Origin of the sequence: Reyranella sp. CPCC 100927, from assembly GCF_007859315.1 — a bacterium.
Lineage (GTDB): Bacteria > Pseudomonadota > Alphaproteobacteria > Reyranellales > Reyranellaceae > Vineibacter.
Genome location: NZ_VOHA01000004.1, coordinates 365729 through 392414 on the forward strand (window position 1 = coordinate 365729; position 26686 = coordinate 392414).

At 65.6% G+C, this 26686-nt stretch carries 33 protein-coding genes; 29 read left to right on the forward strand and 4 right to left on the reverse strand.

Features of this window, described 5'->3' with window-relative positions; translation table 11 throughout:
- Positions 1 to 24 precede the first annotated feature (24 nt).
- From FQU96_RS14525 to FQU96_RS14540, 4 genes are all read left to right on the forward strand, one after another.
- Entirely contained in the window at positions 25 to 432 is a 408-nt protein-coding gene (locus FQU96_RS14525; RefSeq protein WP_146541990.1) for a hypothetical protein, read from the forward strand.
- Complete coding sequence (locus tag FQU96_RS14530; RefSeq protein ID WP_146541991.1) at positions 432 to 1205, forward strand: hypothetical protein; 774 nt, start codon at positions 432 to 434, stop codon at positions 1203 to 1205. Before FQU96_RS14525 ends, FQU96_RS14530 begins: the two co-directional genes overlap by 1 nt.
- Positions 1206 to 1384: 179 nt before the next feature.
- Complete coding sequence (locus FQU96_RS14535; protein WP_146541992.1) at positions 1385 to 2110, forward strand: hypothetical protein; 726 nt, start codon at positions 1385 to 1387, stop codon at positions 2108 to 2110.
- Positions 2111 to 2118: 8 nt separating this feature from the next.
- Complete coding sequence (locus FQU96_RS14540) at positions 2119 to 3003, forward strand: hypothetical protein (protein WP_146541993.1); 885 nt, start codon at positions 2119 to 2121, stop codon at positions 3001 to 3003.
- Position 3004: 1 nt separating this feature from the next.
- On the opposite strand, the gene FQU96_RS14545 is transcribed toward FQU96_RS14540, so the two are convergent.
- Positions 3005 to 3532 (reverse strand): hypothetical protein, encoded by a 528-nt coding sequence (locus FQU96_RS14545; RefSeq protein WP_146541994.1) that lies wholly within the window; start codon positions 3530 to 3532, stop codon positions 3005 to 3007.
- An 87-nt stretch (positions 3533 to 3619) separates the two neighbouring features.
- Between FQU96_RS14545 and FQU96_RS14550 the strand changes: the two genes are divergently transcribed.
- The 4 genes from FQU96_RS14550 (at position 3620) to FQU96_RS14565 (ending at position 7654) form a co-directional block, all read left to right on the forward strand.
- A complete protein-coding gene (locus tag FQU96_RS14550) occupies positions 3620 to 4570 on the forward strand; it encodes an ABC transporter substrate-binding protein (protein WP_146541995.1) in 951 nt (316 codons plus the stop codon).
- Positions 4571 to 4642: 72 nt separating this feature from the next.
- On the forward strand, positions 4643 to 5419 hold the full coding sequence (locus FQU96_RS14555; RefSeq protein WP_146541996.1) for an ABC transporter permease: 777 nt from the start codon (positions 4643 to 4645) through the stop codon (positions 5417 to 5419).
- On the forward strand, positions 5416 to 6201 hold the full coding sequence (locus FQU96_RS14560; RefSeq protein WP_146541997.1) for an ABC transporter ATP-binding protein: 786 nt from the start codon (positions 5416 to 5418) through the stop codon (positions 6199 to 6201). The genes FQU96_RS14555 and FQU96_RS14560 overlap by 4 nt, the downstream gene beginning before the upstream one ends.
- 94 nt (positions 6202 to 6295) lie before the next feature.
- The gene (locus FQU96_RS14565) at positions 6296 to 7654 is read left to right on the forward strand and encodes an MATE family efflux transporter (RefSeq protein WP_218574718.1); all 1359 of its coding nucleotides are present in this window, start codon (positions 6296 to 6298) and stop codon (positions 7652 to 7654) included.
- A gap of 30 nt (positions 7655 to 7684) precedes the next feature.
- On the opposite strand, the gene FQU96_RS43130 is transcribed toward FQU96_RS14565, so the two are convergent.
- Positions 7685 to 8017 (reverse strand): YegP family protein, encoded by a 333-nt coding sequence (locus tag FQU96_RS43130; RefSeq protein ID WP_146541998.1) that lies wholly within the window; start codon positions 8015 to 8017, stop codon positions 7685 to 7687.
- 333 nt (positions 8018 to 8350) lie between these two features.
- Here FQU96_RS43130 and FQU96_RS14575 point away from each other — a divergent pair, with 333 nt between their 5' ends.
- The 7 genes from FQU96_RS14575 (at position 8351) to FQU96_RS14605 (ending at position 14903) form a co-directional block, all read left to right on the forward strand.
- The gene (locus FQU96_RS14575) at positions 8351 to 9406 is read left to right on the forward strand and encodes a N4-gp56 family major capsid protein (RefSeq protein ID WP_178130517.1); all 1056 of its coding nucleotides are present in this window, start codon (positions 8351 to 8353) and stop codon (positions 9404 to 9406) included.
- Between the two features lie 14 nt (positions 9407 to 9420).
- Entirely contained in the window at positions 9421 to 9867 is a 447-nt protein-coding gene (locus FQU96_RS14580) for a hypothetical protein (protein ID WP_146542000.1), read from the forward strand.
- 835 nt (positions 9868 to 10702) lie between these two features.
- Complete coding sequence (locus FQU96_RS14585) at positions 10703 to 10921, forward strand: hypothetical protein (RefSeq protein WP_146542001.1); 219 nt, start codon at positions 10703 to 10705, stop codon at positions 10919 to 10921.
- Positions 10896 to 12431 carry a tetratricopeptide repeat protein gene (locus FQU96_RS14590; protein ID WP_146542002.1) on the forward strand — a complete coding sequence of 512 codons (1536 nt, stop codon included), beginning with the start codon at positions 10896 to 10898 and terminating at the stop codon, positions 12429 to 12431. The genes FQU96_RS14585 and FQU96_RS14590 overlap by 26 nt, the downstream gene beginning before the upstream one ends.
- Positions 12431 to 13684, forward strand: coding sequence for a hypothetical protein (locus FQU96_RS14595; protein ID WP_146542003.1), 1254 nt, complete (start codon positions 12431 to 12433; stop codon positions 13682 to 13684). The genes FQU96_RS14590 and FQU96_RS14595 overlap by 1 nt, the downstream gene beginning before the upstream one ends.
- Positions 13681 to 13884 (forward strand): hypothetical protein, encoded by a 204-nt coding sequence (locus FQU96_RS14600; RefSeq protein WP_146542004.1) that lies wholly within the window; start codon positions 13681 to 13683, stop codon positions 13882 to 13884. The genes FQU96_RS14595 and FQU96_RS14600 overlap by 4 nt, the downstream gene beginning before the upstream one ends.
- A complete protein-coding gene (locus FQU96_RS14605) occupies positions 13884 to 14903 on the forward strand; it encodes a DUF3626 domain-containing protein (protein ID WP_146542005.1) in 1020 nt (339 codons plus the stop codon). Before FQU96_RS14600 ends, FQU96_RS14605 begins: the two co-directional genes overlap by 1 nt.
- Here FQU96_RS14605 and FQU96_RS14610 read toward each other — a convergent pair.
- Entirely contained in the window at positions 14900 to 15112 is a 213-nt protein-coding gene (locus FQU96_RS14610) for a hypothetical protein (RefSeq protein ID WP_146542006.1), read from the reverse strand. The two genes, FQU96_RS14605 and FQU96_RS14610, sit on opposite strands and share 4 nt — an antisense overlap.
- 354 nt (positions 15113 to 15466) lie before the next feature.
- Between FQU96_RS14610 and FQU96_RS14615 the strand changes: the two genes are divergently transcribed.
- The 9 genes from FQU96_RS14615 (at position 15467) to FQU96_RS14650 (ending at position 21845) form a co-directional block, all read left to right on the forward strand.
- The gene (locus FQU96_RS14615) at positions 15467 to 16561 is read left to right on the forward strand and encodes a hypothetical protein (protein WP_146542007.1); all 1095 of its coding nucleotides are present in this window, start codon (positions 15467 to 15469) and stop codon (positions 16559 to 16561) included.
- A complete protein-coding gene (locus tag FQU96_RS14620; RefSeq protein ID WP_146542008.1) occupies positions 16558 to 17076 on the forward strand; it encodes a class I SAM-dependent methyltransferase in 519 nt (172 codons plus the stop codon). The genes FQU96_RS14615 and FQU96_RS14620 overlap by 4 nt, the downstream gene beginning before the upstream one ends.
- Positions 17069 to 17389 (forward strand): hypothetical protein, encoded by a 321-nt coding sequence (locus FQU96_RS14625; protein ID WP_146542009.1) that lies wholly within the window; start codon positions 17069 to 17071, stop codon positions 17387 to 17389. Before FQU96_RS14620 ends, FQU96_RS14625 begins: the two co-directional genes overlap by 8 nt.
- Positions 17386 to 17997: a hypothetical protein gene (locus tag FQU96_RS14630; RefSeq protein WP_146542010.1), complete on the forward strand. Its 612-nt coding sequence runs from the start codon at positions 17386 to 17388 to the stop codon at positions 17995 to 17997. The genes FQU96_RS14625 and FQU96_RS14630 overlap by 4 nt, the downstream gene beginning before the upstream one ends.
- Complete coding sequence (locus tag FQU96_RS14635) at positions 17994 to 18731, forward strand: glycosyltransferase (protein ID WP_146542011.1); 738 nt, start codon at positions 17994 to 17996, stop codon at positions 18729 to 18731. The genes FQU96_RS14630 and FQU96_RS14635 overlap by 4 nt, the downstream gene beginning before the upstream one ends.
- 204 nt (positions 18732 to 18935) lie before the next feature.
- Positions 18936 to 19556, forward strand: a complete 621-nt coding sequence (locus FQU96_RS14640) for a hypothetical protein (protein ID WP_146542012.1) — start codon at positions 18936 to 18938, stop codon at positions 19554 to 19556.
- Positions 19557 to 19558: 2 nt separating this feature from the next.
- On the forward strand, positions 19559 to 19690 hold the full coding sequence (locus FQU96_RS42665) for a hypothetical protein (RefSeq protein ID WP_255468261.1): 132 nt from the start codon (positions 19559 to 19561) through the stop codon (positions 19688 to 19690).
- Positions 19691 to 19984: 294 nt separating this feature from the next.
- Positions 19985 to 20383, forward strand: a complete 399-nt coding sequence (locus FQU96_RS14645) for a hypothetical protein (protein ID WP_146542013.1) — start codon at positions 19985 to 19987, stop codon at positions 20381 to 20383.
- Between the two features lies 1 nt (position 20384).
- Positions 20385 to 21845 carry a hypothetical protein gene (locus FQU96_RS14650; RefSeq protein ID WP_146542014.1) on the forward strand — a complete coding sequence of 487 codons (1461 nt, stop codon included), beginning with the start codon at positions 20385 to 20387 and terminating at the stop codon, positions 21843 to 21845.
- Here FQU96_RS14650 and FQU96_RS14655 read toward each other — a convergent pair whose 3' ends face one another.
- The gene (locus FQU96_RS14655) at positions 21846 to 22166 is read right to left on the reverse strand and encodes a hypothetical protein (RefSeq protein WP_146542015.1); all 321 of its coding nucleotides are present in this window, start codon (positions 22164 to 22166) and stop codon (positions 21846 to 21848) included.
- Positions 22167 to 22295: 129 nt separating this feature from the next.
- Between FQU96_RS14655 and FQU96_RS14660 the strand changes: the two genes are divergently transcribed.
- Genes FQU96_RS14660 through FQU96_RS14680 form a run of 5 tightly spaced genes read left to right on the forward strand, consistent with a single transcriptional unit; the run spans position 22296 to position 26685 of the window.
- On the forward strand, positions 22296 to 23030 hold the full coding sequence (locus FQU96_RS14660; protein WP_146542016.1) for a hypothetical protein: 735 nt from the start codon (positions 22296 to 22298) through the stop codon (positions 23028 to 23030).
- Positions 23030 to 23530 (forward strand): hypothetical protein, encoded by a 501-nt coding sequence (locus FQU96_RS14665; protein ID WP_146542017.1) that lies wholly within the window; start codon positions 23030 to 23032, stop codon positions 23528 to 23530. The genes FQU96_RS14660 and FQU96_RS14665 overlap by 1 nt, the downstream gene beginning before the upstream one ends.
- The gene (locus tag FQU96_RS43040; RefSeq protein WP_146542018.1) at positions 23530 to 23796 is read left to right on the forward strand and encodes a hypothetical protein; all 267 of its coding nucleotides are present in this window, start codon (positions 23530 to 23532) and stop codon (positions 23794 to 23796) included. Before FQU96_RS14665 ends, FQU96_RS43040 begins: the two co-directional genes overlap by 1 nt.
- 15 nt (positions 23797 to 23811) lie before the next feature.
- Positions 23812 to 25125 carry a tail fiber domain-containing protein gene (locus FQU96_RS14675; protein ID WP_146542019.1) on the forward strand — a complete coding sequence of 438 codons (1314 nt, stop codon included), beginning with the start codon at positions 23812 to 23814 and terminating at the stop codon, positions 25123 to 25125.
- Between the two features lie 3 nt (positions 25126 to 25128).
- Complete coding sequence (locus FQU96_RS14680; RefSeq protein ID WP_146542020.1) at positions 25129 to 26685, forward strand: hypothetical protein; 1557 nt, start codon at positions 25129 to 25131, stop codon at positions 26683 to 26685.
- Position 26686 lies beyond the last annotated feature (1 nt).

A 26686-nucleotide genomic window follows, 5' to 3' on the forward strand; every position in this document is an offset into this window, starting at 1 on the left:
CCGAACTCTCTTCCGGGTGACGATATGACGGTTCAGCTCTCCACGTCTGTTCGCAATGCCGAGCTCGACGCCATCGAGACGGCGATCGGTACCTCAGCCGTCCTGAAGATCCGCACCGGCGCGCAGCCTGCCACGTGTGCGACGGCCGACAGCGGCACGGTGCTCGCGACCTGTAGTCTGCCCAGCGACTGGATGACACCAGCGTCGGGTGGCAGCAAGGCGCTGAGCGGCACCTGGCAGGACGCCAGCGCCGATAATTCGGGCACAGCAGCTCATTGGCGGCTCTACGCCAGCGACGGCGCAACCTGCCATGCCCAGGGCACGATCACGCTGACGGGTGGCGGCGGTGACATGACGGTCGACGCCGTCAATTTCACGGCCGGGCAACAGTTCACCGTGACGGCCTTCACGCTGACGGCGGGTAATGCCTGATGGCCGACCAGAAGCTTTCCCAGCTCGCGGCTCGCGAGGCCACCGTCGGCGATCCGTTCAACGACCTGCTGTACTACGTCGTGGCGGAAGGCGCGACCGGCGCCGACAAGCAGCGCAAGACCACGCCATTTGATCTGTTGATCGGCTGCTTCCGGCGGATGTCGTTCTTCTTTGCCGACTTCCACAGCTTCACTGATATGAACACGTTCGGCCGAATCGAGACGTCGAATCAGGTCGACACATCGCATCAGGGTGTCGTCGAAGTCCGCATTACCAACGTCGACGATGTCGGCGGCGTGTGGGGTGTCTATCGTGGCGTCAATATGGGCGACGGCGCGCTCCGTTTTGTCGCTTGCGTCAAGATCGGCGATGATCTCAGCACCCCCACCGATCGCTATCAGGCACTCGTCGGCATGCCCATGGAAGGTGATGCCCAGGCCGACCAAGCCGGTATCTATCTCCGCTATAGCGACGACGTGAACGGCGGCAAGTGGCAGTTGGTGACGGGCAACGTGAACAGCGGGACGACGGTAGTCGATACGGGCGTACTCGTCGAGGCTGCCACATGGTATCGGATACAGATCGACGTCGCGGCCGATTTGTCGTCATGCAGCGCCAGCGTGAACGGCAGCGTGCCGGTGGCGGCGACGACGAATGTTCACGATCGCGACGCGACGCTGGGCATCAACGCGCGCAAGATTACCGGCACCGATGAGCGGCGACTGATCATCGACTATTTGGCGTTCGTAAAACATCTCGCAACGGCCAGGTGAGGCGATGAACCACGAACGCAAGGCGCAACGTGACATCGAACGGATCACGGGCGCCGGGCAGGATGGCGAGCCACTCGTCCAGGATCTGGTTCGCAAGCGATCCTGGTGGTTTTCTGGGATCAGAATGAAGCGTTGCGAGAGCGTATCGCAACGTTTGGCCGTGTGATGGCGCAGCGCTGATGGCCAATTTCCTTCGTCTCGAAACAAGTGATCGTCTGCTGCTGGAGGCAGGGGACGGGCTGCTGCTTGAAGATCAGGCCGGTGCGGCAAACACCGGCGCGGCTGCCGTGACACTCGATGCTGCGACCGTTGTGGGCACAGCAGGACTCGCGGTCAAAGGTAACGCATCGGTTGCACTCGGCGCGGTCAGCACCGCTGCTATCGGCACCGGCGTTGTCAAGGCGACAGGGACCATCGGACTTGCGCCGGTCACCGCGACGGCCCGCGGCACGCTGGCACTCAAAGGAAGCACGGCAGTCTCATTGGCGGCCACCGCTGTTGCCGCCACCGGCGGCCAGGGCGGGACCGCGGCGGCTCTCATCGGGCTTGCCGATGCGGGCTTGGTTGCCACGGCGATGATTTCCGGAACGGCCACGACATCGCCGTCAGGTCAACGCGGCGGTGGCTGGTCGGCGCACGAGTTTGCCCGCCTGCGCCACAAGCTCGCGCGTAAGAAGAAGCGGCTGCATCAGGTGGCGGCTGCGACGCTTGAGAGCCTGCCGCCGGACGACAGCAACGCCGATGCAATCGCTTCCATCGTTCGCCGGATCGAAGCGGCGGTGGCGCAGTTGCAAGCCGCGACGACCATGGCGGCGCTGCGCGATGTTCAAGGGCGCCTTTATGCCGCCCGGGCATCGATCGAAGCGGAAATCGACGATGAGGACATCCTTTTACTGACTGCTTAGGAGAGCTCATGAGCATGTTTGATCAGAAACCCGGCGGCGAGCCCAGCGCCGAAGCCGAGCTGGCGACCCTGCAGGCCGAGGCGACGCAACAACCGGAACCTGGGTCGGACTCCGCGCAGCACGACGGAAGCGCCGCGGCACCCGATGCCGTCGAGCCAGAAGCGGGCAACGATGGTGATCCGGGTGACGACACACGTCAGGTACCTCTGAGCGCACTCAAGCTGGAACGCAGCAAGCGGCGTGCGCTGGAGGAGCGGCTGACGGCGTTCAACGAACAGATGGAAGCGCTGGCGCACCAGCATCAGCAGGCGCAAATGCAGCCGCCGCAGGAGGGCCCGCCCGATCCCGAGCACGACCCGATCGGTGCGCTGCGCTACGAGCGGCAACAGCGCGAGCACTTGCAGCACTACCTGCAATCCCAGGCGCTCGAGCAGCGCGTGGCGCAGGACTACGTTGCCGATGCACAGCGTTTCGCGGCGCAGACGCCCGACTTCGCGGATGCCTACAACCATCTCTTCGCCGGCCGGGTTGCCGAACTGCGGGCCCAGGGTTGGCACGATGACGCCATCCGTGGCCAGGTCCAACGCGAGGAATTCAACATCGCGCTGGGTGCGCTGCGCGCCGGCCGCAGCCCGGCGCAGCAGGCCTATGAACTCGCCAAGGCACGGGGATATGCGCGCGGTGCGGGACGGGCAGCGTCGGCATCAACCGATCCGACGCTGGCGGCACTGAAGGCGCGTGCAGCCGCCTCGATCAGCGAAGGGGGCACACCGCCGCGTTCCAACCTGTCGTTGGAGGAGATCGGCCGGCTCAGCGGTCCGGCATTCGATGCGGCATTCGAGCGCTATACGCGCGCCCAGGGCAAGCGGTCGAGCCTGTTCCGGAACGACTAGGCTACTGTTGCTCCGGCGCTGGTGATCGCGAGCCGGCGGCGACCAGCTGCTGCTTCACGCATTCGGTCAGGCGGGTGAGGGCCGCATCGGTGCCGGCGAGTGGGAAGGAGGCTCGCCGGCGCAGGACAGACACGGTGAGCATATTGCCCTGCCGGAATTGATTGAACAGCTCGGCCTGCTTGGGCAGTTCCGCCATCACAAGGGTCGGATTGCGGGCACGTCCCATCAACGGCTGCGGTGGCAGGTTGTCGACCTTGACCATGACGGGCATGGTTTCGTCCGGGGTCAATGACCAGTCCTCGAAATTCCAGCCGACGCGCCAGGACCAGTTGCCGGATACGGCGAAGTACATGGTGCCGTTGCCGTATTGCGCGTTCATGGCGCAATGGGAGAAGCGTCCGTTGCGGTCATGGGCCGAGCCGTACCAGTTCCCCGATTCGAACGTTGCGCCCAGGATCTGCTGGGCGTCAGCCGGCCCCACCGTCACAGCGGCGGCGAGCAGGAGAGTGGCATAAATCCTGCGTTTCATGATTGTCTGCATATACCCGGTGGGTACACTTGACTAGACCGGGCGGGTAGGGCAATCGCCGCGGACAGAATACGGGGGAGAACAGCCATGAAAGCATCCTGGACCGCGGCGGCCGTCGCTGTCGCCGCGCTGTCGCTGTCGACCGCTGCGGCGGCGCAGGAGACCAAGGTCGCCATCGGGATCAGCGGTTGGACCGGATTTGCGCCGCTGACACTGGCCAAGGAGGCCGGTATCTTCAAGAAGAACGGCCTTGACGTCACGATCAAGAAGGTACCGCAGGCCAGCCGTCACCTGGCCATCGGCTCCGGTGACATCCAGTGTGCAGCAACCACGGTCGAAACCTGGATCGTCTGGAACGCCAACGGAATTGCCACCAAGCAGATCTTCCAGCTCGACAAGTCCTACGGCGCCGATGGCATGGTCGTGCGCAATGACGTCCAGAAGATCGCCGACCTGAAGGGCAAGAAGGTGGCGGCCTCGGCCCCCGGTACGGCGCCCTATTTCACGCTGGCCTGGTTCCTCAAGAAGAACGGGCTGAGCGTCAAGGACGTCACGGTCGTCAACATGGAGCCAGGGCCGGCGGCACAGGCCTTCATCGCCGGCCAGAACGATGCCGCGATGACGTATGAACCTTACCTGTCATCGGTGCGATCGGCCCCTCAGGCCGGCAAGATCATCGCCACGACGTTGGACTACCCGATGATCATGGACACGTTCGGCTGCACGCCGAAATTCCTCGATGACAATCCCAAGGCGGCCAAGGCGTTTACCGACAGCTACTTCGAGGCGCTCGCGATGATCGAAAAGGACCAGGCCAAGGCCTACGAGATCATGGGCGCCGACGTGAAGCAAACCGGCGAGCAGTTCGGCAACTCCGCCAAGTACCTGCGCTGGCAGGGCCGGGAGGCCAACAAGAAGTTCTTTGCCGGGGAACTGCAGGCCTTCTCCGCCGAATCGGCGGCTCTGTTGCTCGAGGTCGGTATCATCAAGCAGGCACCCGATATCGCCACGATCATCGACACGCGCTTCCAGCAGTGAGGGCCTTTGTCGTTCCGGGCGCAGCTCAAGGATCCTTCGCTGCGCCTGGGATGACAGCCGCGGAACAAACGAATGCCTCGTCCTCTTGAGCCTGTCGGCCGCGCCGCGCGTGTCGGGCTGGGAATCGCCTTCTTCGTGGTCTTCGTCGCCGTGTGGGCGGCGGCGACCCTGGGCGGTTTCGTCTCCAAGACCTTCCTGGCCGATCCGCTCACCATGCTGGCGGACGGCTGGACCCTGCTGACCCGTTTCGGCTTCGCTTACGATATCGCCGTGACCGTCTGGCGCGTGGTGGGCGGGTTTGTCCTGGCGGCCCTGGTCGCGATGCCGTTGGGCATCCTGATGGGCGCTTACAAGCCCGTGGAGGCCTTCCTCGAACCGTTCGTATCCTTCGCACGCTATCTGCCGGCATCCGCCTTCGTGCCGCTGTTGATCCTGTGGGCCGGCATCGGCGAGACCCAGAAGCTGCTGGTGATCTTCATCGGCTCGGTCTTCCAGATCATCCTGATGGTGGCCGTCAGCGTCGGCCAGACCCGGCGTGACCTGGTCGAGGCTGCCTACACATTGGGATGCGGCGACCGCTCGGTGGTCAGCCGCGTGCTGATTCCGTCCAGCGCCCCCGACATTGCCGAGATCCTGCGGCTGGTTCTGGGCTGGGCATGGACGTACGTGATCGTCGCCGAACTGATCGGTTCGTCATCCGGCATCGGCCACATGATCATCGATAGCCAGGCCCTGCTGGCCACCGGGCAGATGATCTTCGGCATCATCATCATCGGCCTGATCGGCCTGGTCTCCGATTTCCTCTTCAAGGCCGGCAATCGGGCGTTGTTCCCGTGGAGGGCGGCGTGACCAAGCTGCTCGTGGACGGCGTCTCGCGCGTCTTTCCGGGAGTGCATGGCGGTGCGCCGACGCGGGCGCTGGAGCCCACGAACCTCAGCGTCGCCGCCAACGACTTCATCGCCATTCTCGGTCCGTCGGGCTGCGGCAAGTCCACGCTGCTGCGCATTGTGGCGGGACTGGACCGGCCGACCACGGGCCGCGTGCTGCTTGATCAACGTGAGGTACGGGGTCCGGGCGCCGACCGCGGCATGGTCTTCCAGTCCTACACGCTCTTCCCGTGGCTGAACGTCGCCCAGAACATTGCCTTCGGCCTGCGCGAGCGGCGCTTGCCGGCGGCCGAGCAGCAGGCGATCGTTGCGCAATACATCGAGCGCGTGGGCCTGCGGGGCTTCGAGAAGCACTGGCCCAAGCAACTGTCCGGCGGCATGCAGCAACGCACCGCCATCGCCCGGGCACTGGCCAACAATCCCGAGATCATGCTGCTGGACGAACCGTTCGGCGCCCTCGATACCCAGACGCGGGCCCTGATGCAGGAGCTGCTGCTGGGCATCTGGGAACGTGACCGCAAGACCGTGCTGTTCGTGACGCATGACATCGAGGAGGCGATCTTCGTCGCTTCGCGCGTCGTGGTCATGACGGCGCGCCCCGGCCGGATCAAGGCCGACATCGCGATCGACCTGCCACACCCGCGGCACTACACGGTGAAGACGACACCGGCATTTTCCGAGCTGAAGGCACGCCTGACGGAGGAGATCCGCGCCGAAGCCGTGCAGGCGGCAGGGGAGCATTGACCGATCAGCCCTGGATTTCAGGGCATGATGGGGCTATCGACGGGCCCGCGCATCGCACCTCGGTGTCGGATCGCCTTGCCCCGGAAAGCGCCTGATGCCCGCGACACCGACGCCACTGCCGCTCTGGAAAAGATTCGTGGTCCTGCTCGTACCGATGATGGCGAGCAACATCCTGCAGGCGCTCTCCGGCACGCTCAACAGCGTCTATCTGGGCCACATGGTGGGGGTTGACGCTGTTGCTGCCGCGTCAGCGGTCTTTCCGATCTCGTTCTTCTTCATCGCCTTCGTCATGGGCGTCAGCAGTGGCGCCATGGTGCTGATCGGGCAGGCATGGGGCGCCGGGGACGGCGACCGGGCCAAGGCGGTCACCGGTGCCACGCTGGCGGCGACGGTCGTCGTCGGGATCGTCATCGCGATCTTTGGCGGCATCTTCGCCCGACAGCTGATGGCGATGCTGGGCACGCCGGCCAACGTGCTGGCCGAGGCGGTCGCCTATGCCCGCGTCGTGCTGATCTCCATGCCGATCCTGTTTCTTTTTCTGGTATCGACGGTGCTGCTGCGGGGTGTCGGCGACACGGTAACGCCACTATGGGCGCTATGCCTGTCAACGCTCATAGGCTTGGCGGTCACGCCGGCGCTGATCCGCGGCTGGCTCGGCCTGCCGCCGTTGGGGGCGGCGAGCGCCGCCGTGGCGGGCCTGGTCGCCTTTATCGTCGCCCTGGCCTGGTTGGCGGTCCATCTGCGCCGGCGCCATCACCCGCTGGCTCCGGATGCGGTGCTGCTGCGGCACCTGCGCCTGGATGGCGCCATCCTGCGCACGGTCCTGCGCATCGGACTGCCCAGCGGCGTGCAGATGGTGATCATCGCGCTGGCCGAGATGGTGTTGCTGGGCCTGGTGAACCAGTTCGGCTCCAACGCGACGGCGGCCTATGGCGCCGTCAACCAGGTCCTGGCCTATGTGCAGTTCCCGGCCATGTCGGTCGCCATCACCGTGTCGATCCTCGGTGCCCAGGCCATCGGCGCCGGCCGGATCGAGCGGCTGTGGCCGATCACCCGTACCGGGCTGCTGATCAATCTCGTCTTCACGGGTGGGCTGATCGCGATCGCCTACTTGCTGTCGCGCACGATCCTGGGGTTCTTCTTCACCGACCCCGCGGTGATCGAGCTTGCCCAGCAGCTGCTGCACATCGTGCTGTGGAGCATCATCCCGTTCGGCATGGGCGGCGTCCTGGCCGGCATGATGCGCGCCAGTGGCACCGTGCTGGCGCCCACGGCAATATCGATCATCACCATCATCGGCGTCGAGGTTCCAGTCGCCTGGATTCTCAGCGACCGCATCGGCGTGGAGGGTGTCTGGATCGCCTATCCGGCAACGTTCGTGACGATGCTGTTGCTGCAGGCGGCGTACTACACGTTCGTCTGGCGCCGCAAAGCAATCCAGCGGATCGTCTGAAGACGACAGAGAAGCGATCCGATTCGGCGATCAGGATTGATCGTCGATTGACGCGCCGGGGGCGTTGCTCTTCACCGACGCGATACCGTTGTCGCGCGCGGCGGCGCTCGAATAGGTCTCGCTGGTGCCGATGATCTGGTGGTTGGCGGCCTTCAAATTGAACATGTCCTTGCCGCTGGCGGACGTCTTGCGTTCGTAGCGGGCGTCGTTGGGCGCGTTTTCCTTGACTGACGCGATACCGTTCTCGGCCGAGGCCTTGGTCGAATACCGCTCGCTGCTCAGGATGGTCTCCCCGTTGCCGGCCTGCAGACGGAAATAGTACTCGCCGTTCGATGCCTTCTTGATGATGAACTTGCCAGCCATGACGATCTCCCTTCAGCAGCCGGGCCTGAATCCTACCATGCCTCGACAGGCATTGGTGCCCACACTGGCGTGGATACTGTGGATTCCCAAGGTTGCCGTGCGTCGTGCATCGCTACCGACCCTGCGGCGAAAATGTTTGTTTTTGTACCGCTTGTCGCAACCCTGGCGGTCGCGTATTTAACGCACAAGAGCACAGCGTTCCTGCCGCCGGGGTCAACGGGCGTATCGCCGGCCGGGCGTTTAAGCGGCATGCCGCCGCCGGGCCGTGAACGGGCGCTTCGCAGGTTGCCGTCGTCAGGCAACACGACTTCTTACCGCAAAAGGAAAATCGACATGGCTGCAACCGACTTCCCGGTCGGGCATCCGCTCGTCGTCAAGCTGTGGCAGAAGCGGATCTGGCGTGAGGCGCTCAAGGAAACGATGGCCATGAAGTTCATGGGCACGTCGTCCAACAGCCTCATCCAGATCCTCGACGAGACCAGCAAGGGCGCCGGCGACCGTATCCGGGTTCCCCTGCGCATGCAGCTCGCCGGCCGTGGTGTCGGCGAGACCGAGGCGCTCGAGGGCAACGAGGAATCGCTGCTCACCTTCTATGACGACGTGCTGATCAACGATCTGGCGCACGCCGTCCGCAACAAGACCCGCATCGACCAGCAGCGTGTGCCGTGGAGCATGCGCGAGGAGTCGGCCGCGGGTCTGCGCGACTGGTTCGCCGAGCGCATCGACACCTGGGCCGCCAACGTGCTGGCCGGCAACAGCGGCGTGAGCGATCTGCTGTACACAGGCAACCAGACAGCCACCGCGCCGACGACGACGCCCAACAACACGCGCATCATCTACGCCGACGGCTTGTCGACCAGCGAAGCCTCGCTGTCGGCATCGCAGACCTTCAACCTCACCATGCTCGACACGGCCGTCACGATCGCCAAGACCGCGACGCCGCTGATCCGGCCGGTGAAGGTGGGGAGCCAGGAATACTACGTGGCGTTCCTGCACCCGTACCAGGTCCGCAACATGCGGCAGAACACCAACCCAGGCCAGTGGCTCGACATCCAGAAGGCGGCCATGGCCGGCGGGGAGGTCGAGGACAACCCGATCTTCACCGGCGCGCTGGGCGTCTACAACGGTGTCGTGTTGCACGAGTGGGTGCGGCTGCCGGCGGCACCGACCAACGCCAACACACGGCGCGCCGTGTTCGCCGGCGCCCAGGCCGCGGCGATGTGCTTTGGCAAGGGCTACTCGGAGGAACCGCTCTACGAGGAGCAGTCCTTCGACTACGGCCGCCAGTTCGGCCAGTCGGTGCAGACCATCGCAGGCATGAAGAAGATGGTCTTCGGTGGTGTCGACTTCGGCACGATCGTGATCAGCACCTGGGCCGTGGCGCCGTAAGGAGGAGGAAATCCATGGCCAACATCTCAGCCTCCTTCGCCGCCGCCAACCAGCCGCGGCTGCCCAACGGTGTCGAGACCGTCGATGCCTTCCAGACCTACGTGACCTCGGCGACGCTCAGCGCCGGCGACGTCATCCACTTCACCAACCTGAAGGTGCCGCAGGGCGCCACGATCCTCGACGTGCGCCTGTATGGCGACACGCAGGACGGCCAGTCGATCTTCCAGATCGGCCTGGGCGGCGGGATCGTGGCGCCGGCGCTGTTCGGCTCGGCGACCGCTTCGGCGACGCCGGCGGTGAAGACGCAGGCCCAGGCGCTGCCCTACGTGGTGTCGGTCTCCGACGATGCCGCGGTGCGTTACGTCTACCCGACGCTGACGCAGGACGGCGCCGCGACCTCGGGCACCGCCTCGATGTCGCTGGGCGTGCGCGTGACCTGGACGATGAACAAGACGCGTTAGGTCCGCATCAGCCTCGGAAACCAGAACCGGACGATCCGGCCTTCTGGTTTCCGATCTTCCGACTTCCGTTTGAGTCCGGACCGGCAGTGTTTCGGTGGGCGTTCTTCCACCACGTCAGCTCAGGACTCGCCGGCGGCGGGTCTTTGTTCTTCCCTCGGCCCGCCGCCGGAATCTTTCTAGCGAGGCAACCATGGCTGATCGTTGGGGCTACCCCGGTTTTCGTGTCGGACCCGATCCTGCGCTCGATCCCTCGTCGTCACCGCCGGTGTTGGATGGTTTCGACATTCGTCAGCTGTTTGGATTTGGGCCACTAGGAGCGTCGGGCTCTTTTGGAGAATTCCCCACATCGGCGGGACAGTCGTTTGATCCACGTTACTTTGATCGCAGATACGGCAGTCCACCTCTACCCGTTCCGCAGCCATCGAAACAGCCGCGTTTGCAAAACCAAACGCCCCCATATCATCCAGTGCAATCCGAGTTCGGCTCGATTCCGTATGATCCTCGGTTCGACCCACGGACAGTCAATGCGCCGTCGGCTGACCCAGCCGCGCTGACACCTGGGTTCATTGAACAGCAGCGGAAGAGAACTCTGTTTGGAGCGCCGTTCAAGCCAGAGATGCCATGGGATCCTACGTTCGATGCCCGAATCAATCCCGATACAGTTAGGGCGCAACTGCCATCGAAACAGAGGCAGACAGCACCACCGCTGCCAGTTCGGCAGCTTCCGCCGGCACCTGTTTTGGAGGGGGAGCCAAAGCCGACGACGCGACAGTCTCCAGTGCGGCCATATGCGAAGGGGCAATCCCCCGATGGATTCTTCGGGAAAGGAGCCAATATGGAGTTCGGCGTAGGTGGGGTGATTAATCTAGGGCCAGTCGAAGTCAACCCGGGCATCTATTGGAATCTTCTTCGAGATCGCCAGGGCAACTTGCAGCTGTCGCAACCAACGGCTGGTGGAAGGATTAAATTTCCTGGGGGCTTCAGTGTCGGAGGGGAGAAAAATTTTAACGACGGCAGCTTAAAGATTGATGGTCGCTGGACGCGTCGTTTCTAGGTGTGCGGTGATGCATCTCGATCATGCCCTCGGCGCTCTGCAACAGCGCCACGAAAGCATCGCCCGCAGCGTTGCCAGCACGCCCGAGCCCATCCTGGCGCTAGAGCACGATTATCATCGCCTGCTGAACCTGCACCCGGAGCATCCGGCGCTGCTGTTCGGTCTGGGTACCATCTACGCCCAGACCGACCGCAGCGGTGCGGCGATCGCGCTGCTGAAACAGTCGATCGACCACGGCTCGCGCGGACCCGAGCCGTGGTTGAACATGGCCGGTGCGTACAAGAACGAGCACAAGGATGCCAGCGCCGCGGAATGCTATCAGCGTGCGCTCGAGATCTGCGAGCGCCTGCAGCGGCGCAACGACAGGGCGCGGCGCAACGGCAAGGACGTGCCGGTCGATCCGGCGCTGCTGGCCGCCAACCACTGCAATGCCCTGCACGGCATGGCGTCACTCTATGTCAATGCCGGCCAACCGGAGAAAGTGATCGCATGGGCTGATAAGTCGCTGGCCCTTAATCCGCACGATCGCTTTGCGTTGTGGAACAAGGCGCTCGGCCTGCTGGAAAGCGGCCAGTTTCGCGACGGCTTCCGCCTCTACGACGAGGCCGGCTTCATGGAAGGCGGCACCAAGCCGCCGGAACGCAAGCTCAAGACCTACGGCGGCCTGCCCCAGTGGGACGGCACGCCGGGCAAGACCGTGATCTGCTACGGCGAGCAGGGCGTTGGCGACGAGATCATGTTCGCGTCGATGCTGCCCGACCTGATGCGCGACTGCCGCGTCATCATCGACTGCGACCGCCGGCTGGAGACGATGTTCCGGCGCAGCTTTCCGGACGGGGAGGCGGTCTATCCGACCAGTGGCTGGGATGAGCCGTTCCCGTGGATCACCAACCACACCGTAGATGCTTGGGTGCCGATGGGCAGCCTGGGCCGCTGGTATCGGCCGGACGTCGCGTCCTTCCCGCGCGTGCCGTACCTGGCGGCTGACCCCGTTCAGGTCGCCAAGTGGCGCGATATCCTCGGGTCGCGACGCCGGCTGCGCGTCGGCATCTCCTGGGCCGGCGGCCTGAAGAAGACACGCTTCGACCAGCGCAGCATGGAGCTGAGTGCCTGGGCGGATATCCTGCGCGTGCCTAATGTGGAGTGGTATTCGCTGCAGTACCACCCGCAGGCGCCCGACGAGTGCGCCCAGGTCGGCACCAGGCTCGGCGTGCCGATCCACCATTGGGGCGACATGATCGCCGATTACGAGGAGACAGCGGGCTTTCTCGCCAATCTCGACCTGGTGATCACCGTCAACACCTCGCTGGTGCATCTCGCCGGCGCGCTCGGCGTGCCGACCTGGTGCCTGACGCCGGTCATGTGCGCGTGGCGCTACCAGTGCAAGGGTGAAAACCCCTGGTACGGCAGCGTCAAGACGATCCGCCAGGCCAAGGCCGGCGATTGGCCCCCGGTGCTGGACACCGTCGCGGCGGGCCTCGCGGGGCTCGCGATGCGGGAGGCGACGTGATGGCCGACCCCTTCGGCACGCTGGCGCCGCAACAGGGCGGCCTGGAACTCGTTAATCCTCTGGGCATGCTGCCGCCCCAAGATCGGGTTGGTGACCCCGCGGCCAATCTCGCCGCATGGCGCTGGCGGCAATGGGAGAACATGGGCCGTGCGGCGCTGGGCATCGATCAGCTGCCGAACCCGGCGCCCTTGCTGGCCCGAAGTGACCCGATGCAGGCGGCGCCGTTTCTGGTCGGGATGGTGTCGCCCGTCGCCGCCCTCCATGACGGGCTGCGGGGTATCGGCACCATGCAGGCGGCGCAAGCGGCCGGTGACCCGTGGGGCGCGGCGGCTGGCATGGGCAACTTCGCTCTGGGCATGACCGGTGCGCTGCCACTGGCGGGGGGAATTGCCCGCGCCGGACAGGCAATCGACAAAAGCGCCTCGATGCTGGCGCGCGACGCGCGGCTGGCGATGCAAAATGCATCGAAAAGTGCTATGATTTTCGAGCCTCCAACAAGGCCGCCGCGGCCGTTCGAGGCCGACTATCGCAAGGAACCACTCGCCGATGCCAGCGGACGACTCACCCACGACATCGACGGAAACCCCCTCACAGCCGACCGAGTGGCCGGCCGAAATGTGGTGGGCGGAGATGAGTCGGCCTACCCGAGAACGGAACTTAAGTCCCTCACAAAGAGCATCACGGGCGAAGGTCCTGAGAGAGTACCGGCTAGTCGTATCGGCGGTGATGCGGGGCGATACTACGAAATTAGGGACCGACGAAGTGGCAAGATTACTCGCTCAGGAGTCTTGCTAAGAAGCGACTTGGATGAAGCAGCGGCCGATCGTGTTCTGGGCCACGAAGTTGGCCATGTCATATCAATGCGAGGGGCTGCTGACATTCCGACCACCGGCATGGTCACAGACCTGCGCCGGATCTACCACGACCTGAACACCGACCCCACTGACTGGCGTGTGCTGCGGGAAGCCAAAGGCGGCGCGCCCGTAGAGCAGCGTTTCTGGACGAGTCCCGAGTCTCGGGGATATCCGGCGAAGGATGTCAACAACGAGCTGTGGGCCGAGGCGATCCGCGCCTACATGAGTGACCCGAACTATCTGAAGATGACGTCGCCGAAGGTGGCGGCGCGCATCCGCAAGTACGTCAACCCCAATCCCGAGATCAACCCGTACATCCAGTTCAACAGCCTGGCGGCACCGGCTCTTCCGTTTGGGATGCTCCTGCCCTCGATGCTCGACGAGGTGCGCCAGCCGTGATGCTGATATCGGACGCCTACCGCGAGCAGAACCGCGCGTTGCACGCCAGCAACGAACACTACGGCACGTCCGGGAAGGCCTGGGCGCCGAAGGTGCGGCCGCTCGCCGACTGGGGCCGCAAGGCGGTGCTGGACTTCGGCTGCGGCAAGGCCACGTTGGCGCGCCGCCTGGGCGGCCTGACCATGCGGGAGGTGGCGTAATGGCGGATCCGAGTTGGTGGGAACGGCAGAAGCAGGCCCATATCGATTACATGGACCGTGGCGGCCTGCCCGGAACGCTATTCTCAATGTTGCCACGGGAGACGCAGTCATCGCTGCGTCCGTGGGGTGAGATGCTGCGTCCGCTCCTGAACCCGCTCGAATGGACACCAGGCGCTGCAGTGCGCGATACGATGCAGGCTTCAGGCGACCTCTTTCGCGCCGTCGTGGCTGGCGATCCATGGGGCTCGATTGCGGCGGGCGGCAGCATGGCGCTGGCGGCCCTTCCGGGACCGGGGCCCAAAGCACGCCCTGCATTGCCCCCGGCATCAACGCGATCCGAGCTGCTGTCTGTCGACCAGGCGCTGCGCCTGCGCCCCGTCGTGATCGCCACAGATAGACGCGGCGCTGAGGGCATCCTTCGCGAAGGGCAATTCCGATCGCAGCATGAGACCGGCACCAGCCGGGGGAGGTATGACCCTTCGCTACGTGCTGAATTCGAGGAAAAGTACCTCGGTGTTCCAGGAAATACGCCGCCGGAGAAGCGGCCCGTCTATGGTTCGCTCGGGCTTGCCCCCGGGATGCCAGAGGTCACCGGGCCATTCGGCTACGGTCCCTACGTCTTCACCCTCAAGCCCGAAGTGAAGAACCGCGCCACGTACACTTTGGGCGATAGCCTCGATGATCTGCTGATGGCGCGTGACTGGAACCTCCGAGGCTCAGGCAAGCGCGCGACCAGGGTCCATCCCTACATCGAGGCACAGATTTCGCGTCTCCAGCAGCCGGTGACCTTGAATGACGTGGATAGGCTGCTCATTGCCAACCCGCTCCTGGGCAGCTCCGTGATCTCACGCGAGACGGCACGGCGCGGCATTCCATACAACGTCATGCCTCATCCGCTGGCCTTGCGGCCCGGCCATCGAGAGGCAATTGATTGGTGGCGGCAATTCGGCCTGATGGCGCCGCCTGTTACGTTCGGCGCCCTGATGGGGCCAGCATTGCTCGACGAGGAGAACCGCTAATGGGCCGGGCAGCGTGCGATCTCGTCAAGCAGCTCGGCGGCGCGGCCGCGGATCGCCGCATTCGGATGGCGCGCCAGTTTGCGCAGCTCACGCACCACGGACTTCATTTGTGGACGGCACCAGCGGATGCCGCCACCGTCACTGCGCCACGTGGCAAGCGTGTGTATCATGCAGAACAGGTGGCAGGTCGCGTTCTCATTGTCGAACATGCATAAATACTATCGTTTTTGACGGTGTAATGCAATCTATCGTGGGTTGCAGTCTTCATTTTATGCACGCAGGAGTAGCGTATGAAAAGACGCCGACCACGAGGAGACGGCGAGCTTCCTTGCCAATCTTGACCTGGTGATCACCGTGAACACGTCGCTGGTGCATCTGGCCGGCACGCTTGATGTACCGACCTGGTGCCTGACGCCCGTGATGTGCGCATGGCGCTACAGGGGCCCAATGCCCGGGTACGGCAGCGTCGAGATGGTTCGGTAGGAGAGGGCCGGCGACTGGAGCCGTGTGTTGGACACGGTTGCCCCCCGACTCGAGGGCATGACGATGCAGGAGGAGGTGTGATGGGCGATCCGAGCTGGCGCGACTTGAGGGACCCGTTCGATACGCTGTTCCGCATGTTGCCGTCGGAAACGCAGGCATCGTTGCGGCCCTGGGGAGGATTGATGAACCCGCTGGAATGGACACCGGGTGCGGGGATCCGTGATGCCGTGGATGCTTCGGCCGATACGGCGCGCGCGGTGAGGAGTCTCGATCCGTGGGGCACGCTGGCCGGCGTGGGTTACATGGGGCTGGGGCTGCTCAGCGCCATGGTGCCTCCGCTGCGGCAGGTCGCTCCCGCACGGTTGCCGATGCAAAATGCGTCGAAAAGTGCTAGGATTTTCAACCCTCCGACGAAGCCGCCGCGGGCGTTCGAGGCCGACTATCGCAAGGAACCACCGGCCGATGCCACCGGACAACTCACCCACGACATCGAAGGACGAGAGCTCACAGCGCCGCTGGTCGTCGGTCGAAGAATGGTGGGCATGGATGACGTTGCCCTCCCGCCTGCGCAACTTGACACCCTCGGAACGAGCCTCACGGGCCGCAGTCCTGAGAGCCTTCCGCCGAGCAAAATGGGTGGAAACGCTGGCCTCTACCGGGAGTGGTTCGACCCCGTAACGGGCCATCGCGAGCGTGCCATCGCGCTGGACAAGACGCTGCCGGCAGTTCAGGTACCGCGCGTCGTTGGTCACGAGACCGGCCACGGCATCTACGCCAGAATCCCGTTCGGTATCCCGACCGAAGGAGTCGAGCACGGCTACAGCGGCTTGCGGCGGGTCTACAATGACCTGAATACGGATCCTAGCGACTGGCGCATGTTGAAGAGCGCCAAGACCGGCGAGCCCGTACCGCCGCGTTACTGGACAAGCCCCGAGAGCAGGGGGTATCGGGCCGGTGAGGTCGTCGACGAGCTGTGGGCCGAGGCGTTCCGCGCCTACATGGCCAACCCGAACTACCTGAAGGCGACGGCGCCGAAGGTGGCCGCGCGCATCCGCGCGTACGCCAACCCCAATCCGGCAACGAACCGGTACATCCAGTTCAACAGCTTGGCCGCGCCGGCCCTGGCGTTCGGGATGCTGTTGCCCGCGGTCCTCGACGAGGAGCGCCAGCCGTGATGCTGATATCGGACGCCTACCGCGAGCAGAATCGCGCGCTGCACGCCAGCAACGAACACTACGGCACGTCGGGCAAGGCCTGGGCGCCGAAGGTGCGGCCGCTCGCCGACTGGGGCCGCAAGGCGGTGCTGGACTTCGGCTGCGGCAAGGCCACGTTGGCGCGTCGACTCGGGCCGGCCTACCAGGTCACCAACTACGATCCTTGCATTGAAGGCCTCGACACGCCGCCGCCGCCGCATCCCGTTGTCGTGTGCGGTGACGTGCTGGAGCACGTCGAGCCTGAATGCCTCCTCGCGGTGCTCGCGGAGCTGCGTCGCGTGACGCAAGAGGTGGGGCTGTTCGTGGTCCACCTGACCGCAGCCAAGAAGACGCTGCCCGACGGCCGCAATGCGCACCTGATCCAGGAGCCCGCCAGCTGGTGGGCCACGATGATCACCAGCGCCGGCTTCGTCGTTAGGGACCAGGGGCACAACGAACACGAGGCTTGGTTCATCGTGAGGCCGCAGCATGACTGACCCTTTCGGAGCCTTGCTGCCGCCGCCGGAGAGCAACCCCCTGGCTGATCTCAGTGCGTGGCGCTGGCGCAAGTGGACAACATGGCCCGTGCCGCAGTCCGCGCCATTGCTGGCCCAGCACGATCCGTGGGGAGCGGCACCACACATCGCTGGCATGCTCTCGCCGATCGCGGTCGGGCGGGATGCGCTATCGGGAATGGGCGCGATGCAGGCGGCCGGTGACGCCTGGGGAGCGGCCGGAAACTTTGGCCTCGGGGCGCTCGCGGCGGCCCGCTGGACGCCGACCTGGCGCCGATCTGGGGCGGCTTCATGACCACCGATGGTCGCTTCGTCTCGCGCTACGAGGCGCAAAACATTGCCGCAGCCACCGGGCAGCGACGACGGCCAGCGTCGGGGCCGAACCGCTTCGAAGCCCGCTTTGGTCTTACGGCACAGGATGTCACGCAGGCGGCAAAGGCGCCGGCATCAAAAATTCGGGTCGCTGCCTCTGAACCGGGATCGTTGGGATCAGCGGGATTGTGGGGCCGTTCTTATTCGCCGCCATCCACGGGCCCGGGCCCGCAAATCCCAGCCGTGGCCACCGGCGCCACATCGAGCATGCCCACAGGTGCGGTCCCAGCGTTCTACCGCTCCACTCGGCAGGGCAGTCTGGACGCGAAAGGTCTGTCGCCCGAAGAACTTCAGTCATCTCTTTTGGGCGCATGGGATGCCGGCTTCGATTCCGCGAAAGTGCTCAACTATACCGCGCCGGGCAGCAAAGCACCAGAAACGGTCACCGTCGTGCGCAACAAAAACCAGCTGCGCCTGCCCACGGCGCGCTTCGATCCCGCCAAAAAGGACAGCGCGAATCTGCTCGCGGGCCTGCTTCCGCTTACGACCTTCGGTGCACTCATGTCGCTCCCGCCAGAGGAACGCCCATGACCCTGCGTGTTTTTATCGGCTACGACTCTCGCGAGGCGATCGCCTTCGATGTCTGCCGTTTCTCCCTGCTGCAGCGATCGACGATCCCGCTGCATGTCGAGGCACTGCGCCAGGCCGATCTCCGCGAGCGTGGCCTGTACGGCCGCCGCCTGGTCGAGCGCGACGGCGTGATGGTCGACGAGCAGGATGGGCGCCCGTTCTCGACCGAGTTCGCCTTCACGCGCTTCCTGGTACCAGCGCTATGCCAGCATGACGGGTGGGCGCTGTTCTGCGACTGCGACTTCCTGTTCCTGGCCGATGTTGCCGACCTGCTGCCGCTGATAGACGACAGCAAGGCCGTGCTGGTGTGCCAGCAGGCGCATGTCCCCGGCGACGGCACCAAAATGGATGGCTGTGTCCAGCAGAGCTATCGGCGCAAGAACTGGTCCAGCTTCATGCTGCTCAACTGTGGCCACCCCGGCATGCGCCGCCTCACGGTGGCTGCGGTCAACAAAGCGCCGGGCGCCTGGCTGCACGGGTTCGAGTGGCTGCGCGATGATGAGATCGGCGGCCTGCCGCCAGCCTGGAATTGGATCGATGGCGTGACAGGGGGCACGCCCAGGGCCGTGCACTATACGGCGGGGGGGCCCTGGTTCGCCGATCACGAGTCGGTCGCATTCGCCCGCGAGTGGCAGGAAGAGCGCGCCCGCGCCGGCGCAGGACAGATCACAGCGCAGCAAGAGGAGGCGGCATGAGCACGCGATCGACCCTTGGGCCGGAGTCACGGCCATTCCTGCGGCGCCGGCAGGCGCATGCCCTTGAGACAGCGCGACTGGCCGCTGAACGGCAAGCGGTGCGGGCGTGCTGCGTGACGGCACCCGTGAGCGTCCTGTGGGCTGAACCGCTTCCGTCCGAGCCGCGCGTGGGCGGCAACCGGCGCGCCAAGAGGAGGGCACGTCATGGCGACGCTGGCTGACCTGCGCGCGCGCGTCGCCGACGATCTCGATCGCTCGGATCTGATGGTTCAGATCGAACAGGCAATACGGGATGCCGTCGAGCACTACGAAGCGGAGCGTTTCATCTTCAACGAAGCGGTGAACACGCCGGTCGCACTCGGCAGTGGTACCGATTCGGTGCGGCTGGCGTCACTGCCGGCATATTTCACCAAGATCGACCGTATCCGGATCGACGACGGCGGCAGTGGCCTGGTCGATCTGGTGCCGCGCGACTATGCCTGGCTGATGGCGTCGCAGGATGCGAAAGCCACGGCACGGCCGACAGCGTACTGCATCTACGCCGATACGTTATTGCTCGACAGTATCGCCGACCGGAACTACGCCGCGCTTTTGGACGGCGTAAAGCGCATCAGCACGGCAAGTGCCGCGAGCGATGGCAGTGCCTGGTTCAACGAGGGACGACATCTGCTGCGGGCGCGCGTCAAAGCCGAACTCTATGCGCATGTCATCAAGGAAATCGACCAGGCCCAGGTCATGACGGCCGTTGAACAGCGCGCCTATCGGACGCTGAAGCTGAAACTCAACACGCGCAACAGCGGACGCGTCCGCCCGACGGAGTTCTGACCATGGTTGCTCCCTTCCTTACGGCAACGGCCGACAAGAAGAAGGAAACCAACAAGGTCACGAAGCGGAAGCTGCGTCGTCGTGCCTGGGTCGAGATGGCGCGTGCTTTTTTGATCGGACAAAAGAAAACGTGAAAAAACACGTGTCGAGTTTTGTTCTGTTGTAAAGAAAATCGTGTCGATGTATATGGACTTTATTCAAGAGAAATCGTCCCGCCGCCGGGGCTGATCCTGAGGGTATCCGAGGGACAAACGGGCGTTCGTCCGCCGCACGTTACGCGGCAAGCCGCCGCCGGGCCTTAATGCGGGCGATCGTCGATTGCCGCGTCAGGCAACACCGCTTCTTCCTGTATTTTTTGTTGGCAGGCCGGAACAGCCGCGTAGCGACATGCGTCGCATGTTGCCCGCCGCCGAAACGGGGATCTGAGGATGTGGTACGGACAAACGCCGCCCTGGATACGGGCGCGTCAGGCGCCAGGTGCCGGCATGCCGCCCTATGGGCCGAACACGCCGATGCCGATGCAGCGGCCGCAGATGCCAACGCCGCAGGTAGCACAGAGCAACGTGCCGATGCGGCCGCCCCAGCAGGGGCAGGGCGGCTCCGTGAGTCCACACCTGCTCGGCATGTTGAGTGGCCTGTTCAGAGCGCCGCAGGAGACCATGGGGCAGAAAGACGGCGTTTTGGACAACACGCCTAACCCTGCGCTACCGCCGCAGCCAGTGACACCACTGCCGACCGACATGATGCAGCGCAACGGTAGCCTGGAGAACATGCCGGCCACGCCTGGCAGCATCGGTGGTCTGTTGGCCCGGCTGCTGAGCTACTGACATGCGCCTGCCGCTGGGCCCGCTCGCACCCGACAACCCCGATCTCGGCAATGCCGGGCTCGAGGATGCGGTGAACTGCCTGCCGCTGAGCAACGGTTACGGGCCGATGCCTGATGCACGCACGTTCTCATCCTCGCTCAGCGGTACCTGCATGGGCGCCTACGCCACGCGCGACATCAGCGGGGTCGTCAGCACGTTCGCTGCCACCGCAGGGCAGATCTACAAGTCGAGCGCGACCGGCTGGAACAACGTCAGCCGCACCGCCAGCTATACCACCGCCAATGACGGCCGCTGGGATTTCGCCACCTTCGGCAACACGTGCTTGGCCACCAACGGCGTCGATGCCATGCAGGCCTACACGCTGGGCACCTCGACGCGCTTTCGCGACCAGAGCGCCAGTGCCTCGGCACCGCTGGCCGCGCTGATCACGGTGGTGCGCGACTTTGTGTTCGCCGGGCGGCTATCGGCCCAGCTCAACGGCGTGCAGTGGTGCCAAATCAACAACCCGCTGCGCTGGACGGCCAGTGCCCGCCTGCAGTCCGACCGCCAGGAGCTGCCGGGCGAGGGCGGCGCCATCGTCGCCATGACCGGCGGCGACTTCGCCACCATCCTGGCGCAGCGCTCGATCTGGCGCGGTACCTATGTCGGCTCGCCGGTGATCTTCCGCTTCGACGAGGTGGTGCCCAACGTCGGCTGCTTCGCCCGCGGCAGCGCGGCGCGCTTCCAGAACATGACGTTTTTCCTGTCGCAATCGGGCTTCTACGTCTTCGACGGCGCCCAGGCCTCGCCGATCGGCGACGGGATGATCGACGGCTTTTTCAAGGCCGATCTGAACACGGCATTCCGGCACCGGATCACGTCGGTGATCGATCCCATCAACAAGCTGTATGTCGTGAGCTACCCCAGCAATGCCAGCAGCACCGGCATCCCGGACCGGGTGATGCTCTACAACTGGGCGGCCCGGCGCTGGGCGCGGGCAGAGATCACCGTCGAGATGATCTTCGCCGGCCTCACCGGCAGCATGACCCTGGAGCAGCTCGACACCATCTCGGCCAATCTCGACCTGCTGCCGTTCAGCCTCGACAGCGACCTGTGGGCGGGCGGGCTGACCGTGGTGAGCGGCTTCGATGCCGACCATCGCACCGTGACGTTCGACGGCGCACCACTGGCGGCACGGTTCATCACCGGCGAGTCGCAGTTCATTTCCAACCAGCGCGCCTTCGTGAACGCGGTGCGGCCGCTGGTGCAAGGCACGGCCAGCACGGCGATCACCGTGCAGATGGGCAAGCGCGACCGGCTGATCGACGCGGTGTCCTTCACCGCGGCCTCGGCGATGAACGCCAGCGGCGTGTGCCCGGTGCGCGCCAATGCCCGCTTCCACCGGGTGCGCCTGGATATATCAGGCGGCTTCACCCAGGCCCTGGGTTTCGACGTCCAGGCCTCACCGGAGGGCGCGCGATGACTACTGCACCCGCTCTCCGGGTTGAACGCCGGGGACATCGATTCCATGGCGCTTCAAGAAGTCGAACAAGCCAATGGCCAAGGCCTGCGCACCTTGCACCGGCATCACGAGGCGGCCAATGACGACGCGCACAGACTTGTTTTCCTCTCCCTTCACGTGGCTCGCGCGGACAGTTTCGAGAGTCACGCGGACGTTGCTTTGGAAGAGATGGAAGCCGGAGGCGCCATCTGCGAATACATCTGGCGCCTGCACATTGCCGATGAATTCATATACCGGCGCTTGCGGCACCATGCTCGCACCGCCCGTTTTGTCGTCTGGCACTCAAGCCTCCCTCGATATGGAACGGTTCTATGCGTTGAGCGGACCCATGTACCAGGGCACGCCATACGGCCCTGTATACCGCTCCGATGATGGCGGCCGGACCTGGGTGGCGCAACCGGAGGGCGTGCGATGACCCTGGTGCTGACCGGACCGCCGCCGACCTGGAAACCGCAGCTCGAGGCGGCGGACCTGCAGAACGTGAAGCGCGGCGTGGAGTACGGTTCACCGTCACCAGGCATTGCGGTGACGCGCATGGGCAACGGCGATTGGTTCTATGCGGTGGATACGACGGCGGCGAATCGCACCGTGACCTTGCCCGACGTCGCCGAGGCGGCCGGGCAAACGCACATCGTGAAGCGCATCAGCGGCGGCGCCAACAGTTGCACGATCACCGCGGCGGCCGGGCTGCTCGATGGCGAGGCGGCGCACAGCATCGCCGCGCAGTATGGCGTGCGGGGTTACTTCAGCGACGGCGAGGCCTGGCGCGGGACGGGACCGAACGCCACGGCCGGTACCGGCGACGTGGCAAGCGGTACCTACACGCCGACGCTCGCGGGCACCTTGAATGTCGATGCCGTCGCCAACGGCGCCGCCTCGTACATCCGGGTGGGGAACATCGTCCAGGTGGCCGGGCAGTTCGACGTCGATCCCACGGCGGCGGGCGCCACCGGTGTCGGCATATCGCTGCCGATCGCTTCCAACCTCGGCGCATCGTCCGACCTGCACGGCATCGGCTCGGGCGGCGTCGAAGCGAATGGGCGCGTTTTCGGCGACGCCGCCAATGACCGGGCGATGTTCAATTTCAACACCACACTGACGTCGTCGCACACGGTGTTCTTCATGTTCGCGTACCGGGTGCTGTGATGCTGGCGCTTCCTGACATCCGCGGCCCCGTCAACGACCGCGCCTGGGCGATCGAGGGCGTGCCGGCCGATGACGCCGCGGTGCCGTGGCGGCGCTGCTGGGAGCTGCTGTCGCGGGCGGTGGCGCGCTTTCCCGGCGTCACCGACGCCTGGACGTCGGACGGCACCCTTCGCCAGATCATATCAGGCGGTGCCCAGCTGTGGATCGCCTGGAGCTACGAGCGGCGGCGCATCGAGGGCGTGGTGGTGACGCGGATCTTCGACCGGCCGGCGATGGCGCCCGACGACAAGGTCTGCGAGTGCCCCCTGGTCGCCGGCGAGACCATGGCGGCATGGGGACCGCGGATGTTCGCGATGCTGCAGGCGTGGGCGGCCGAGCAGGGCTGCGACGTCATCGCGGGCTATGGCCGGCCGGGCTGGAAGCGGCTGTTCGGCTTCACCGAGGTGGGCAGGACCGAGGATGGCCTGCCGATTCTGATCCTGCCGTTGCGGAGGCACTGATGATGGATTGGCGCAGCATCATGCGGATGCCCTTCGGCGCGATGATGCCGCCGGCACCCGGTGGCGGCACGCCTGGCGCGGGCGGGCAGCCTGGCGGCGCGCCGATTCCCGGCATGCTGTCGCACATGCTGATGCCGGGCTGGCAGTCGCAGTTCAACCGGCCGGCACCGCAGCAGCAGGCGCCACAGACGCCGGCGGCGGCTCCCGCCCCGGCGGTCGACCCGTGGGCGGCCTACTACAGCAATTTCACCAACGTCGGACCGTGAGCGTAGGAGCGTAACATGGGCGGTGGCGGCAAAGGCGGCGGCGGCAAGCAAACCACGACGACCTCGGCGGAGCCCTGGTCGGGTGTGCGGCCCTTCCTGACGGAGGGCTATCAGAAGCTGGCGGACCAGTACAAGGCTGGCACGCCGTCGTACTACCCCGGCGGCACCATGGCCGAAATGTCGCCGTACACGCAGGCGGCGCTACAGGCACAGGCCGCGCGCGGCGCCATGGGCAGCCCGCTCACCACGGCGGCGCAAGGCGAGCTCACCCGCACCATGCAGGGCGACTATGTCGGGCAGCTCAACCCGACGACGTCTGCGGCACAGAACAGCCTGACCAACATCGCCGGCGGCGGCCAGTTGAACGGAATGGCGCCGCTGACCAACGCGGCCCAGGACCAGCAGCTCGCCACCCTGCGCGGCGACTATCTCAACGCCGGCAATCCCTACCTGCAGGGTGCTGTGAACGCGGCGACGCGGCCGATGGTCGACAACTACAACCGCAACGTCATGCCGGCGCTGGACAGCCAGTTCTCGGCCGCCGGCCGCTATGGCAGCGGCGCCCACACCGGCGCCCAGGACCAGGCCACCGACACGCTGATGCGCAACATCGGCGATGTGTCGTCGAACATGGCGTTCGGCAACTACAGTGCCGAGCGCGGCTTCCAGCAGCAGGCGGCCGACGCGGCCGCGGCCAACTACAATGCCGCCGCGAATCGCCAGCTGCAGGGCGCCGGCCAGGCCTTCCAGAACTGGAACGCCGAACGCGACCGGCAGAACCAGGGCATGTTCTTCGCGCCGCAACTGGCGCAGCAGGACTATTTCGACATCAACCAGCTCGGCGCTTCGGGCAGCGCGATCGACGCCTACAACCAGGCACTGAAAGATGCCGATATCGAGCGCTACAACTATGGCCAGAATGCCGACTGGCTGCGCACCCAGGACTACCTCACGACCCTGATGGGTGCGCCATGGGGCAGCACGTCGACGACAACGTCGCCGCGGCCCAGCGCGTTCTCTTCGGCCTTGGGCGGCGGCATGCAGGGCGCCGGCATGGGCAGCATGTTCGGCCCGTGGGGCGCCGCCATCGGCGGCATTGCCGGCGCCGGCATGGGGCTGCTGAACCGGTCCGACGCGCGCGTGAAGTGCGACATCAAGCGGGTTGGCACCTTGGACAACGGCCTGCCGGTGTACCGCTACCGCTTCATCGAGGGCGGCCCGTATCAGATCGGCGTGCTGGCGCAGGACGTCGAGAAGGTCAAGCCGGGCGCCGTCGTGGAGATCGGCGGCATCAAGCACGTCGACTACGTCGCGGCGACGGAGACCTGAGCGATGGCCGACTGGTGGGACGACTTCACCACGCGGGCCGGCAACATGCTGATCGGCCCGCAGACGTTCGGCGCCATGATGCCGATGCCGACCGATCCCGACCAGCGCCAGGCCTTGATCGCCAACGGACTGATGACGTTGGGTAGCGCCATCAGCGAGGGTGCCGTCACGCGCCGGCCGGTGATGGCCAGCATCGGGCAGGGCATGCAGGCGCTGCAGCGGCAAGGCCAGGAGCGTGCCCAGCAGCAGATGCAGCAGATGCTGTGGGCCGGGAAGATCGGCGAGCAGCAGCGGCGCAACCAGACGCTGGACGCGCTGAGCCGCATCAAGGCGCCGCCGGGCTGGTCGGACGAGGCGTGGCAGGCGTTCGTGACCACGGATCCGGGCGAGGCGTTCAAGGTCTACGCCGCGGGCGTGCGCGAGGGGCAGTTCCGGTCGGGCGTCGGCGCCCCGGCGTGGCTGCCGGGTGGGTCAACGGGCGGCGACGGTTCCGGCCCGCCGGGCAGCTCGCCCTACGAAGCGCGTGTGAGTGGCGTCGAGTCACCCGACGGGCGCGACAACATGAAGGGCAGCGGCGCGACCGGCTACTACCAGTTCATGCCGGCCACGGCGCACAGCTACGCCCAGCGCACGACGTGGGGCAGGGGCATGAGCCGCGACCAGGTCGTAGCCGCCCTCAAGGCCGACCCGGCCAAGCAGCAGGAGCTGATGCGCCTCTACACCGCCGACAGCGATGCGACGCTGAAGGCCAGTGGCATGCCGGTCAACGACGCCACGCGTTACGCCCTGCACTGGTTCGGACCCGGCGGCGGCATGTCGCTGTTGCGTGCTGATCCAAATACGCCGACGGCCCAGTGGGTCGGCTCGGTGCGCTGGGACGGCGGCACGTCGCCGGCGACCGTCATCGCGCAAAACGATCTCGGCAAGTATCCGACCGTCGGCGCGCTGCAGGCGGAGATCGGGCGCCGCATGGGCGGCGGCGGCATCACCGCCCGAACCGCCGGCGTTACCTCGCCGAACCCGCAGGCACCAGCCACCCCCGGGCCGGTCCAGCCGGTGCAGTACACACAGGATTTCACCAGCGTCGATCCGTCCGGCGGTGCGATCCGCATCGCTCCCGGCGCGACTCCGGCGCCGCAACAACAGCAGGCGCAACCACCCGCTGCGCCGGCGCGATCCCAGCCACCGCAGATCGATGATCGCAACGACCCGGTCGTGCAGCAGGCGGTGCGCATGCGCCAGACCGCGCGCACCCAGCAGGAGCTCGATGCGGCCGACAAGCTGGGTGCCGAGCGGGTCGCGACCTTGCAGCGGGAGGCGCAGCAGCGGGCCGATCGGCCGGAACGCCAGCAGATGCGGGAATTCGAGGACGGCGTCTATATCGTCGATCTCGACACGGGCGTGAAGCGGCCGACGTTCAGCGAACAGCAGCAGATCAAGAAGGGCGATCGCGCGGGCAACTCGCAGACCGGCCAGGAGATCCTGTGGGACGGAAACCAGTGGCTTGACGTCCAAACCCTGAAGCCGCCCGTCGCGCCACAGCCCATGCCGACGAGGTAGC